Source organism: Agathobaculum sp. NTUH-O15-33 (assembly GCF_033193315.1).
GTDB lineage: Bacteria > Bacillota > Clostridia > Oscillospirales > Butyricicoccaceae > Agathobaculum > Agathobaculum faecihominis_A.
Window position 1 is genome coordinate 706,378 of record NZ_CP136187.1, and the last position, 12,356, is coordinate 718,733.

14 protein-coding genes are annotated in these 12,356 nt (G+C 59.2%); 13 read left to right on the forward strand and 1 reads right to left on the reverse strand.

Annotated elements, in window-relative coordinates; translation table 11 throughout:
* Positions 1-252: 252 nt before the first annotated feature.
* The 3 genes from RWV98_RS03755 to RWV98_RS03765 are packed head-to-tail and all read left to right on the forward strand — an operon-like array spanning position 253 to position 2,795.
* On the forward strand, positions 253-1,272 hold the full coding sequence (locus RWV98_RS03755) for a methionine ABC transporter ATP-binding protein (RefSeq protein WP_317863856.1): 1,020 nt from the start codon (positions 253-255) through the stop codon (positions 1,270-1,272).
* Positions 1,259-1,921 (forward strand): methionine ABC transporter permease, encoded by a 663-nt coding sequence (locus RWV98_RS03760; protein WP_280961974.1) that lies wholly within the window; start codon positions 1,259-1,261, stop codon positions 1,919-1,921. The genes RWV98_RS03755 and RWV98_RS03760 overlap by 14 nt, the downstream gene beginning before the upstream one ends.
* Positions 1,922-1,970: 49 nt before the next feature.
* Positions 1,971-2,795 carry a MetQ/NlpA family ABC transporter substrate-binding protein gene (locus RWV98_RS03765; RefSeq protein WP_317863858.1) on the forward strand — a complete coding sequence of 275 codons (825 nt, stop codon included), beginning with the start codon at positions 1,971-1,973 and terminating at the stop codon, positions 2,793-2,795.
* 50 nt (positions 2,796-2,845) lie between these two features.
* Here RWV98_RS03765 and fabD read toward each other — a convergent pair whose 3' ends face one another.
* Positions 2,846-3,763 carry an ACP S-malonyltransferase gene (gene fabD, locus RWV98_RS03770; protein WP_317863860.1) on the reverse strand — a complete coding sequence of 306 codons (918 nt, stop codon included), beginning with the start codon at positions 3,761-3,763 and terminating at the stop codon, positions 2,846-2,848.
* Positions 3,764-3,911: 148 nt separating this feature from the next.
* Here fabD and RWV98_RS03775 point away from each other — a divergent pair, with 148 nt between their 5' ends.
* The 10 genes from RWV98_RS03775 (at position 3,912) to acpP (ending at position 12,314) form a co-directional block, all read left to right on the forward strand.
* Positions 3,912-4,901 carry a beta-ketoacyl-ACP synthase III gene (locus tag RWV98_RS03775; protein WP_280961978.1) on the forward strand — a complete coding sequence of 330 codons (990 nt, stop codon included), beginning with the start codon at positions 3,912-3,914 and terminating at the stop codon, positions 4,899-4,901.
* Between the two features lie 17 nt (positions 4,902-4,918).
* Positions 4,919-5,866 carry a nitronate monooxygenase gene (locus RWV98_RS03780; RefSeq protein ID WP_317863862.1) on the forward strand — a complete coding sequence of 316 codons (948 nt, stop codon included), beginning with the start codon at positions 4,919-4,921 and terminating at the stop codon, positions 5,864-5,866.
* Between the two features lie 12 nt (positions 5,867-5,878).
* Entirely contained in the window at positions 5,879-6,607 is a 729-nt protein-coding gene (fabG, locus tag RWV98_RS03785; protein WP_317863864.1) for a 3-oxoacyl-[acyl-carrier-protein] reductase, read from the forward strand.
* Positions 6,608-6,847: 240 nt separating this feature from the next.
* Complete coding sequence (gene fabF, locus RWV98_RS03790; RefSeq protein WP_317863866.1) at positions 6,848-8,077, forward strand: beta-ketoacyl-ACP synthase II; 1,230 nt, start codon at positions 6,848-6,850, stop codon at positions 8,075-8,077.
* 6 nt (positions 8,078-8,083) lie between these two features.
* A complete protein-coding gene (accB, locus tag RWV98_RS03795; RefSeq protein WP_317863868.1) occupies positions 8,084-8,554 on the forward strand; it encodes an acetyl-CoA carboxylase biotin carboxyl carrier protein in 471 nt (156 codons plus the stop codon).
* 42 nt (positions 8,555-8,596) lie between these two features.
* Positions 8,597-9,022 carry a 3-hydroxyacyl-ACP dehydratase FabZ gene (gene fabZ, locus RWV98_RS03800; RefSeq protein WP_280961983.1) on the forward strand — a complete coding sequence of 142 codons (426 nt, stop codon included), beginning with the start codon at positions 8,597-8,599 and terminating at the stop codon, positions 9,020-9,022.
* Between the two features lie 15 nt (positions 9,023-9,037).
* The gene (accC, locus tag RWV98_RS03805; protein WP_280961984.1) at positions 9,038-10,384 is read left to right on the forward strand and encodes an acetyl-CoA carboxylase biotin carboxylase subunit; all 1,347 of its coding nucleotides are present in this window, start codon (positions 9,038-9,040) and stop codon (positions 10,382-10,384) included.
* A 17-nt stretch (positions 10,385-10,401) separates the two neighbouring features.
* On the forward strand, positions 10,402-11,265 hold the full coding sequence (accD, locus tag RWV98_RS03810) for an acetyl-CoA carboxylase, carboxyltransferase subunit beta (protein ID WP_317863871.1): 864 nt from the start codon (positions 10,402-10,404) through the stop codon (positions 11,263-11,265).
* Between the two features lie 3 nt (positions 11,266-11,268).
* Positions 11,269-12,084, forward strand: a complete 816-nt coding sequence (locus tag RWV98_RS03815) for an acetyl-CoA carboxylase carboxyltransferase subunit alpha (RefSeq protein WP_442872095.1) — start codon at positions 11,269-11,271, stop codon at positions 12,082-12,084.
* A gap of 5 nt (positions 12,085-12,089) precedes the next feature.
* On the forward strand, positions 12,090-12,314 hold the full coding sequence (gene acpP / locus RWV98_RS03820; protein ID WP_280961987.1) for an acyl carrier protein: 225 nt from the start codon (positions 12,090-12,092) through the stop codon (positions 12,312-12,314).
* Positions 12,315-12,356: the final 42 nt, after the last annotated feature.

Here is a 12,356-nt window from a genome sequence, read left to right on the forward strand (position 1 = left end):
CATGAAGGGGCTAAACTATAAACCACGAAAGTAATCACTATTGAAACCGTAGGAAAAGGAGGAAAACCGTTATGACAGCACTGCGAATGTACATGGCAAGCGGTTTTGCTCGTATTTCTGCCGCGAAGGGGCGAATGTGCCTTTCGTAACAGACGCGGGCCGCTTTCCATGCGGTTTTGCGTTTTCTTAGAAAAACGAGCGGAAAGCAAATTGGCTTTCCGCTTTTATTTTGAATTCAAGGGGGAATGAGGTTTGGAACAGGACGCGATCGTCCGCATCCGGGATCTAAACAAGACCTTTCGGACGAAAACAAACACCGTCGTCGCGCTCGACGGCGTCAGCCTCGATGTGACGCGGGGCGAAATATTCGGCATTATCGGCCTTTCCGGCGCGGGCAAGTCGACGCTGGTTCGCTGTATCAATTTTTTGGAAACGCCGACGGCCGGTACCGTTGAAGTGGACGGGCGCGAGTTGGGCGCGCTCTCCAAAAAGGAGCTGCTCGAAGCCAGACGCTCGATGGGCATGATCTTTCAGCAGTTCAACCTATTGCAGCAGCGCACGGCGCTGCAAAACATCTGCTTCCCGTTGGAGATTGCGGGCGTTAAAAAGGATGAAGCGGAAAAACGGGCGCGGGAACTGCTGGGGATCGTCGGTCTGACCGAACGGGCGGAGGCGTATCCGGCGCAGATGTCGGGCGGCCAACAGCAGCGCGTGGCGATCGCCAGAGCGCTTGCGACGAACCCCCAAATCCTGCTCTGCGACGAGGCGACCTCCGCGCTTGACCCGACGACCACCCGGTCGATCCTCGCGCTGCTGAAAGAAATCAATAAAAATCTGGGTATCACCGTGATCATCATCACGCATGAAATGGCGGTTATTGAAGAAATCTGCCAGCGCGTCGCCATTATCGATTCCAGCCGCATCGCGGAGATCGGCACGGTCGAGCAGGTGTTTACCCGACCGAAGTCCGCCATGGCCAAGCAGCTGATCTACCCGAACGGCGAGCGGGACCGCCTTGCGACAGGCAAGCGCTATTGCCGCATCGTGTTCGACGGCAACTCGTCCTTTGAGCCGGTGGTGTCCAATATGGTGCTCGAATGCAAGGCGGCGGTCAATATCATGTTTGCGGATACCAAGGATATTGACGGCAAGGCCTACGGCCAAATGATTTTGCAGCTGCCCGAGGACGAACGCGCCGCGTCGCGCGCGCTGGCGTACCTCGAAACACAGAATGTGCATGTGGAGGAGGTGGACAACGATGCTTACGCCTGAACTCTGGGGCCTAATGGGCACTAGCCTGCTGGAAACCTTATATATGGTCATTCTGGCTACCGCTTTTTCTTATTTGATCGGCTTGCCAATCGGCCTTGCGCTCGTTGCCACCGAGCGGGACGGTATTCGCCCGCTGCCGGCGTTTAATAAGGTGCTGGGCTTTGTGGTCAATATTTTGCGTTCGGTACCGTTTTTGATTTTGCTGGTTTATGTTCAGCCGTTGACCCGCGCGATTGTGGGCACCTCGATAGGTTCGACGGCGACCATCGTGCCGTTGGTCATCGCCGCGGCTCCCTATGTGGGGCGTATGGTCGAAAGTTCGATCAAAGAAGTCAGCTTTGGCGTGATCGAAGCCGCACAGTCGATGGGAGCAAGCCCGTGGCAGATCGTGACCAAAGTTCTTGTGCCCGAGGCCAAGCCGTCGCTGCTGGTCGGCGCGGCGATCTCGATCGTCACGATTTTAAGCTATTCCGCCATGGCCGGTTTTGTTGCGGGCGGCGGTCTTGGTACGGTTGCTATCAACTATGGCTACAACCGCTATCAGTTCGATATCATGACCGTCGCAGTTGTCATCATTGTTATCGTGGTGCAAATTTTTCAGGAGTGCGGACTGTGGCTGGCAAAAAAGCTGGATAAACGCAACCGTTAACAAAGATATCAAAAAAATAATATAGAAGCATTAGAAGGAGAGATTTATCATGAAGAAGAAAATTGCAGCCCTGCTGGCATGCACGCTATGCCTGTCGGCCCTTGCCGCCTGCGGTGGCAATGACGCTAAGGGCGAAGAAGACAAGACGATCACCGTCGGTGCCTCGCCTACACCCCATGCGGAGATCCTAAACGCCGCCAAGGACGTGTTGGCCGAACAGGGGTATACGCTGGTCGTGAAGGAATTTTCCGATTACGTCATTCCGAACACGGCATTGGTAGACGGTGAGCTGGATGCGAACTACTTCCAGCATACACCGTACCTCAATACCTTTAATCAGGAAAACGGTGCAGATCTGGCTGTCGCGGTAGAGATGCACTATGAGCCGTTTGGCGTATATCCCGGCAAGACTGCTTCGCTAGATGAGTTAAAGGATGGCGCGACAGTGGCTATTCCCAACGACGGCTCAAACGAAGCGCGCGCGCTGCTGCTGTTGCAGGACGCTGGGCTGATCAAGCTGAAGGACGGCATTGATCCGACCTCCAAAGATGCTACCGTACTTTCTATTGTAGAGAATCCGAAGAATTTGAAGATTTCGGAGATCGCCGCCGAACAGTTGCCGCGCTCTCTGCAGGATGTTGATATTGCGGTCATTAATGGCAACTATGCGCTGCAGGCCGGACTGAACGCGAACGACAACGCGATCGCTACCGAAACCCCGGATTACGGTAAGGTATACGTCAATGTTGTTGCTTGCCGCTCCGAAGATAAGGATTCGGATAAAATGAAGGCGCTCGCCGACGCGCTGCACTCCGATACGGTAAAGAAATTTATCGAGGACACCTATAAGGGCGCAGTCGTTCCCACATTTTAAAAGAAAAATAGAAGCGGCGGGCTGATGGCCCGCCGCTTGCTTGTATCCTGTTATTCCGCTGCGTCCTGCACGCCCGCCATGTCGGCGACCGGCTTGCAGACGAGTTCTTTGCTGATCTTGCCGGCAAAGCCGGTCAAGGTCTTGCCGGGGCCGATCTCGCACGCGGTCGTCAGGCCCGCCGCCATGCCGTTCGCAACCAACGTCTTCCAGCGGACGGGGGAGACCATGTGCTGCTCTAGGTGAGCGGGCAGGTCGGTTAAAGAAAGCTTCTTGCCGTCTAAATTGGAGTAAATATCCATCGTGGGCGCGTGGAAGTTAAAATCGGCGACAAACGCGCGCAACTCCTTTGCGGCCTCCGCCATCAGCGGCGTGTGGAACGCGCCTGAAACGGCAAGCGGCACCGCGCGGCGCGCGCCCGCGGCTTTGCAGTTCTCCATCGCCTGTTCCAGCGCCCCGCGCTCGCCCGCTATGACGAGCTGGCCGGGACAGTTGTAGTTGACCGGGCGAACGATACCGCAGGTGACCGCATTGCAGGCCTGCTCGATCTTTTCATCGTCCAGCCCCATGATGGCGGCCATGCCGCCGTCGATCGAATCCGCCGCCTGCTGCATCAGCCTGCCGCGCATGGATACAATCTTGATGCCATCCGCCAGCGATACCACGCCCGCCGCGGCCAGCGCGGTGTATTCGCCGAGCGAAAAACCGGCGGCGGCCTTAAAAGATACGCCTGCTTCCCGCAGCGCGGCAAGCGCCGCCATGGAATGCGTAAAAATAGCGATCTGGCTGTTTTCCGTGCGGGAGAGCACGTCCTTTTCGCTGTCAAAGCAAAGCTTTGCCACGTCGCGCCCGGCGCCCTCGCTCGCTTCCTCAAAAACCGCTCTGGCAGCGGCGCTGCTCTCAAATAAATCCTTGCCCATACCCGGCGCCTGCGCGCCCTGACCGGGGAAAAATGCAAAGCCGTATTCCATCTTTTTTTCCTCCCATGTTAGTCCGTTCCGCGGGAAACGGTTGACAATTACTCTGCCATTCATTATAATAGACAGAGATTACTTTGTCAATCAAACTATTGTCGCTTTTCCACGGATCTGGGAGGGCGATTTCGATTTTACAAGGAGCGTGGAAATCATCAATAGTCAAATTATCGGCACCGGCTCGTATGTTCCGGATTTTGTGCTCACCAATAAAATCTTGGAGCAGCTCGTCGACACGAACGACGAATGGATCGTCAAACGCACGGGCATCCGTGAACGCCGCATCGCAAAGGGCATGCGCACGTGGGAGCTCGGCCTGAAAGCCGCCGAGCGCGCGCTGGAAAACGCCGGCATCACCGCGGATGAGCTCGATATGATCATCGTGACCACCTGCTCGCCGGATTTCTTTTCCCCGATCGAGGCAAGCGTCATTCAGGACAAGCTGGGCGCGAAATGCGCGGCCATGGATCTGAATACCTGCTGCTCGGGCTTTGTCTATGCGTCCGACGTGGCCGATAGTTTTATTAGGTGCGGCAAAGCCAAAACGGTTCTGGTTATTTCGGCCGAGACGCTGTCGCGCGTGACCGATTACACCGACCGCGGCGTGTGCGTGCTGCTGGGCGACGGCGCGGGCGCGGTCGTCTATCGCGCGATCGATGACGCGGGCAAGGGCATTCAGGCCTCGTTCCTCGCATCCGACGGATCGGGCGCGGATCACCTTTATATGGAGGCGCTGCCGCTGGAGGAAGATCCGCTGCAAGCTGACCGAAGCTACGATCAGTCCAAGCGCTTTCTCAAAATGGCGGGCGCGCCGGTCGTGCGCTTTACGGCGTGGGCCGTTCCAATGGCAATCGACGAGGCGCTCACGCGCGCGGGCGTTTCCGCGGCGGATATTGACTGGGTGGTGCCGCATCAGGCCAACCTGCGCATCCTCGACGTGATTGCGAAGAAATACAACCTGCCGAAGGAAAAAATCTACGTCAACCTTGACCGGTTCGGCAATACCTCGTCTGCCAGCATTCCGCTGGCGCTGGACGAGATGCGGCAGAAGGGCCTGCTGCACGAAGGACAGACCATTGTGTGCACGGGGTTTGGCGGCGGCCTTACTTACGGCGCGTTTGTCATAAAACTGTAAAAGGGGAACAAATAGTTATGAATACCAAGATCACAAAACTGCTCGGCATCGAGTATCCGATTGTACAGGGCGCGATGGCGTGGATCGCCGAGCATCATCTGGCGGCGGCCGTATCGGGGGCCGGCGGCCTTGGCATCATCGCGGGCGGCGCCGCGCCGGTGGACTATATCCGGGATGAGATACGCAAGGCGCGCGCTATTACGGACAAGCCCCTTGGCATGAACATCATGCTGCTTTCTCCCAACGCGGACGACCTCGCGCAGCTCGCGATCGACGAAAAGATCGAAGTGCTGACGACCGGCGCGGGCAATCCGGGCAAGTATATGGAAAGCTGGAAGAACGCGGGCATCAAGGTAATGCCGGTCGTCGCTTCCGTGGCGCTGGCCAAGCGCATGGAGCGAGCGGGCGCGGACGCGGTCATCGCGGAAGGCATGGAAGGCGGCGGCCATATCGGCGAGGCCACAACGATGAGCCTGCTGCCGCAGGTGATCGACGCGGTCGATATTCCGGTCATCGGCGCGGGCGGCGTTGCGGATGGCCGCGGCATGGCGGCGCTGCTGCTGTTGGGCGCGGAAGGCGTGCAGTGCGGCACGGTGTTCCTTGCCACGCCGGAATGCCAGATTTCCGATAAGTATAAGGAACTGGTCCTCAAGGCGACCGATATTTCGACCGTTGTGACCGGGCGCCCGTCCGGACACCCGGTGCGCTCGCTCAAGACCCCGATGGCGCGCAAATGCTTGGAGCTGGAGAAGATCAATACAGAGCAGTCGCTGGAAGAGCTCGAGGCCGCGACCGCGGGCTCGCTGCGCAAAGCCGTGCAGGACGGCAACTATGAAGAGGGCACCTTTATGTCCGGACAGATCGCGGGCATGCTGAGAGAGCTGCGGCCGTGCGAGGACGTGATCAAGGGTATGACCGCTAAGGCGGAAGAACTGCTCAAAAACGCTTACAAGCGCTTTGAATAAGGAGAATACAGCATGGGAATTGCAATCGTAACCGGCGCGTCGCGCGGTATCGGCGCGGCGATCGCGGAAAAGCTGGCCGCAGAAGGCCATGACGTGGTTCTAAACTGTGCGTCAAACGCGGCGAAAGCCGAGGCGGTCGCGGAAAAGTGCCGCGCCCATGGGGGAAAAGCCCTTGTCAAGGTTTGGGACGTTTCCGACCACGCGGCCTGTGAAAAGGCCGTGCAGGAGGTCAAGGAGGAGCTTGGCGTTCCGTCCATCCTCGTCAACAACGCGGGCATCACCCGCGACGGCCTGATGGTTCGCATGAAGGAAGATCAGTTCGACGAGGTCATCAGCATCAACCTGAAGGGCGCTTACAATATGCTGCAGGTGTGCGGCGCCATGATGATGCGCGCCAAGGCCGGGCGGATCGTCAACATATCTTCGATCTCCGGCATGGTGGGCAACGCGGGTCAGATCAACTACTGCGCGGCCAAGGCCGGCCTGATCGGCATGACCAAGACCGCGGCCAAGGAGCTCGGCCCGCGCGGCGTGACCGTCAACGCGGTAGCGCCCGGCTTTATCGATACCGATATGACCGAGGGGCTGGCCGATGCACTCAAGGAAAACGCGAAAAAGCAGATCTCGCTCGGCCGCTTCGGCAAGCCGGAGGAGATCGCGGAGGCGGTGGCTTTCCTCGCTTCCGATAAGGCCAGCTTTGTCACGGGTCAGGTGCTCGTGGTGGACGGCGGCATGATATAAAAATTTCGATCGAAACAAAGCCCCATTTCGATCGAGCGTTCCGGCACTGGCGCGCGCCCTACGGGCACACTTAGCCGCCGGTTTGTTCAAAAACCGAGATACATGCTCCCGGTTTTTGGTCAACTTGAAGCAGCGCTTCAAGTTTCCATTTGATTGCGCGCTGCGGCGCGGGGGTTTTTCATTCCGCTGCACCATATCAAGATATTGGCGCAGTATATTTGAGGTGAAGGAGTTGTCAGGATGGAACGAGTAGTCATTACTGGTATGGGCGCGATCACGCCCGTAGGCAATGATGTGGAAACGTTTTGGGAATCGCTTAAAAACGGTAAGTGCGGCATTGGGCCGATCACGCGGTTTGATACGGCTGATTTTAAAGTAAAGCTGGCCGCCGAAGTCAAGGACTTTCAGGTAGAGGATTATATCGATAAGCGCGAAGCGCGCCGCATGGATTTAAACTGCCACTTTGCGATCGCGGCGGCCCAGCAGGCGGTCGATCAGGCCGGTCTGACCGAGGGTAGCTTTGATCCCTTCCGCACGGGCGTGATCTTCGGCTCGGGTGTGGGCGGTCTTAAGGTCGCGGAAGATGAAGTGACCAAGATGAACGAAAAGGGGCCGGGCCGCGTTTCTCCGGTCTGCATTCCGCAGATGATCGCCAACATGGCGGCCGCGCACATTTCCATGCGGTTTGGTTTCAAGGGCGAGAATTTCTGCCCGGTCTCCGCTTGCGCGACGGGCAACCACGCGATCGGCGAGGCCATGCGCGCCATCCGTCACGGCTATCAGGATATCGTCCTTTGCGGCGGCACGGAAAACGGCATCATTCCGATATCCATGGCGGGCTTCCAGAACATGAAGGCCGTGCACACGGGCGAAGACCCGACGTGCGCTTCGGTTCCGTTTGACGCGCGCCGTTCGGGCTTTGTCATGGGCGAGGGCGCGGGGTGCCTCGTGCTCGAAAGCCTGTCGCACGCCAAGGCGCGCGGCGCCACGATCTTGGCCGAGGTGGCCGGCTACGGCGCTTCGGGCGACGCTTACCACATCACCAGCCCCGACCCCTCGGGCGAAGCGGCTTCCCGCGCCATCCTCGGCGCGATCACGGACGCGGGCCTCGCCCCGGCGGATGTCGACTATATCAACGCGCACGGCACCTCCACCCCGATCAACGAAAAGTATGAAACGATCGCGATCAAAAAGGCGTTCGGCGACGAGGCGTATAAGGTCAAGGTATCCTCCACCAAGTCGATGACCGGCCACCTGCTGGGCGGCGCGGCCGCTATCGAAGCGATCGCCTGCGTTTTGGCGATCCGCGACGGGATCATCCCGCCGACGATCGGCTACAAGGAGCCCGACCCGGACTGCGACCTCGATATCACGCCCAATCAGGCGGTGGAGGCCAAGGTGGACGTCGCGATCTCCAATTCGCTCGGCTTTGGCGGGCACAACGCCTGCATACTGATCAGGAAGGTGTAAAGCATCATGGATATCAAGGAACTGAAGGACGTCGCCGTAGAGCTGATGGACGCCTTGAAGGCGCGCGGCCTCGGCGAAGTCGAGATAGAGGCGGAGGATGTGCGCGTTTGCATCCGCGCCAAGGAGCCCGCGCCGGTCATGGCGGTGTCTGGCCCCGCGGCGGCAGCCTCCGCGCCGGCGGCTTCGGCCGCCGCTCCCACGGAAGAAGCCGCCCCCGCGTCGTCCGACGGCCTGCCCGCGGGCACCCGGGTGGAAGCGCCGCTTGTCGGCGTGTTCTATTCCGCGCCCACGCCGGACGCGCCGCCGTTCGTGCTGGTCGGGCAAAAGGTGAAGAAGGGCGACACGCTCTTTATCATCGAAGCGATGAAGACCATGAACGAGATCAAGGCCCCGTGCGACGGCACGGTCGTGCGCATCCTCGCGCAGCCCGGCGATTTGGTGGAATACAAGCAGGTCGTCGTCGTGATCGAGGAGTAAGCCAAAAAAAGGGTTGCGTTTTGACAGGAGAGGGTTTATACTATGCTGAACAGAGAACAGATTATGGAGATCATCCCGCACCGCCCGCCGATGCTGCTGGTCGATGAGATCACAGAGCTATCGGAAGAGGGCGCTACCGGCACGCTCCATTTAACGGGGGAAGAGTTTTTCTTTCAGGGGCACTTCCCCGGCAACCCCATCATGCCCGCCGTTTTCCGGCTGGAAGCGCTCGCGCAGGTAGGCGCGGTGGCGCTGCTTTCCATCCCGGAGTATAAGGGCAAAACGGCGGTGTATACCGGCATCGACAAGGCGAAGTTCCGCGCGATGGCCGTTCCGGGGGATACGCTGCGCATGGAGATCAAGTTCGTCAAGCGGCGCGGCCCGATGGCCGTGGCCGAAGGCGTGGTCTGGGTCGGCGATCAAAAGGCGGCCGAGGCTGAGATCAAATGCGCGGTTATTCTAGACTGAGGCGAAAGAGGAAACATGTTTCAAAAGGTATTAATCGCGAACCGCGGCGAGATCGCGGTTCGCATCATTCAGGCCTGCCGCGATCTGGGTATCGTATCGGTCGCGGTCTATTCCGAGGCTGACCGTGAAGCGCTGCACGCACAGATCGCGGACGAAGCCGTGTGCATTGGCCCGGCCGGCGCGGCGGGCAGCTATCTGAATATGGACAACATTATATCGGCGGCCATTGCTTCCGGCTGTCAGGCGATCCATCCGGGCTTTGGCTTTTTATCCGAAAACCCGGATTTCGCGGAAAAGACGACCGAAGCGGGGCTGGCCTTCATCGGGCCTACCGCCGCGACCATCCGCCTGATGGGCGACAAGGCCGAAGCCAAGCGCAACGCGATCGAAGCGGGCGTGCCCGTCGCCCTTGGCACGGACGGCACGGTGGCCGATTTTGACGAAGCCGTGCGCGAAGCTGCGCGCATTGGCTTTCCGATCATGCTCAAGGCCGCGTCCGGCGGCGGCGGCAAGGGAATTCGCATTGCGATGGACCCGTCCGAGCTGCAGGCGGCGTATGATAACGCCTCCTCCGAGGCGGAAGCCAATTTCGGCGACGGCCGCCTGTACATGGAACGCTATATCCACAACCCGCGCCATATCGAGGTGCAGATATTGGGCGACCAGTTCGGCAACGTTGTGCACCTGTTTGAGCGCGAGTGCTCGGTACAGCGCCGCCACCAAAAGCTGATCGAGGAATCGCCCTCCGCCTTTGTGGACGACGAGCTGCGCGCGCGCATGACAAAGGCCGCGGTCGATCTGGCCAAACGCGTCGGCTACCGCAACGCGGGCACGATTGAATTCTTGGTCGATAACGACAAGAATTTCTACTTCTGCGAAATGAACACGCGCATTCAGGTAGAGCATCCGGTGACCGAGCAGGTGACCGGGGTCGATCTGGTGTGCGAGCAGATTCGGGTCGCGGCGGGCGAGCCGCTTTCCTTCACGCAGGAGGAGCTGACCCTGCGCGGCCACGCGATCGAATGCCGCATCAACGCGGAGGACCCCTCGCGCGATTTCGCCCCCTGTCCGGGCGCCATCGTTTCCATGCACCTGCCGGGCGGGCCCGGCGTGCGGATGGATACGGCGGCCTATCAGGGCTACCGCATCCCGCCTTATTACGATTCGATGATCGGCAAGCTGATCGCTTACGGCGCGGACCGGCGGCAGGCCATTGCCCGCATGCGCCGCGCGCTGACCGAAACGCTGTTTGAAGGCGTTGTGACCGGTACGGACTATCAAATGCATATTCTGCGCTCAAAGGCGTTCGAGGACGCGGCTTTTCACGTCAACTCGATCGCGGACGGCGACTTTGACCGATAACGAAAAGGGGGACGCACATGCTGATCGATCTGTTCCAAAAGACGCGCGAAGCGTCGCTCGAAATGAAGCCCAAGGATGAGGGCGGCGTGAAAGTAGTCACTTGTAAGGGCTGCGGGGCCGAACTGAAGGCCTATACCTACGGCCGCAATCTGTACGTCTGCCCGAACTGCGGACGGTATGGCCGCCTGCTCGCGCGCACCCGCATCCGTCAGATCGCGGATAAGGATACGTTCCAGCCGCTCTTCGCCGACCTCGCGCCCGGCGATCCGATCGATTTTCCCGGCTACGCGGAAAAGACCGCCGTGCTCGCGGAAAAGGTGGGCATGCCGGATGCTGTTTCCACCGGCGTTTGCAAGATCGGCGGGTTAGAGACCTGCCTTGGCGTGATGGACAGCCACTTTCTGATGGCTTCAATGGGCTCGGTCGTCGGCGAGAAGCTGACGCGCCTGTTCGAGTATGCGACGGAAAAAATGCTGCCCGTCGTACTGTTCACGTGCTCAGGCGGCGCGCGTATGCAGGAGGGCATGTTCTCTCTTTTGCAGATGGCCAAGGTGTCCGCCGCGGCCCGGCGGCATTCCGATAAGGGCCTGTTGTATATCACCGTGCTGACCGATCCGACCACGGGCGGCGTGACCGCTTCGTTTGCCATGCTGGGCGATATCATCCTCGCCGAGCCGCGCACGACGATCGGCTTTGCCGGACGCCGCGTGATCGAAGGCACGATCGGCGAGACCCTGCCCGATGATTTTCAGTCGTCGGAGTTCTTGCTATCGCATGGATTCTGTGATAAAATAGTTCCGCGCAATATGCTGAAGGGAACGCTGGAAAAGCTGCTGAAAATGCACCGCCAGCCCAAAACAAAGAAAAAGGCAGGTGTTTAAGCAGTGAGCGTGAAACCCGCATCGGAAAAAATGCGTATGATCCATGATCCCAAGCGTCCCGTGATCGACGATTATATCGCCGAGCTGTTCGATGATTTTATCGAGCTGCACGGTGACCGATACTTCGCCGAGGATCACGCGGTCTGCGCGGGCGTCGGCCTGTTTTGCGGCAAACCGGTCACGGTGATCGGCCTGCGCAAGGGCAAAACGACCGAAGAGAACCTTGCCGCGAATTTCGGCATGGCCCATCCGGAGGGCTACCGCAAAGCGCTGCGGCTTGCCCATCAGGCGGAAAAGTTCCACCGTCCGGTCATCTGCTTTGTCGATACGCCGGGCGCGTTCTGCGGCGTCGGAGCGGAGGAACGCGGGCAGGGCGAGGCGATCGCCCGCTGCCTATATGAGTTTATCGAGCTGAAAACCCCGGTGATCTCCATTGTCACGGGCGAAGGCGGTTCGGGCGGCGCGCTGGCGCTGGCCGTGGCCGACCGCGTGCTGATGCTTGAAAACGCGCTGTATTCGGTGATTTCACCGCGCGGCTGCGCCTCCATCCTGTGGAAGGACGCTTCGCGCGAAGCCGAGGCGGCCGACCAGCTGCGTATCACCGCCGAGGATTTATATAGCTTCGGCATGATCGAAGGCATCATCCCCGAGGGCATGGGGGGCGGTCAGATCTTCCGGAGCGTCAAGCGCGCCATCGGCGAAATGCTGACCGAGCTCGGAAACGAGCCCAATATGGACGTCATGCTCCAAAAACGGTATGAAAAATTCCGCAAGATCGGAGTTTTCAGAGAAATAAATCAAAATAACGAAGGAGAGTAACCCCAATGTTTGAAAAGATTTGCGAGCTGCTGGCCGATAAGTTCGACGCCGACGCTTCCACCATGACCATGGACACCAAGATCAAGGACGACCTGAACGCCGATTCCCTCGACGTAGTGGAACTGATGATGGACCTCGAAGAGAGTTTTGGCATCACCATTTCCGACGAGGAAGCCACCCAGATGAGCACCATCGGCGATATCGTCAAGTATATCGAAGCCAACCAGTAAGAAACAGCCAAAACCCCTTGAAGCCGAATCGGCTTCAAGGGG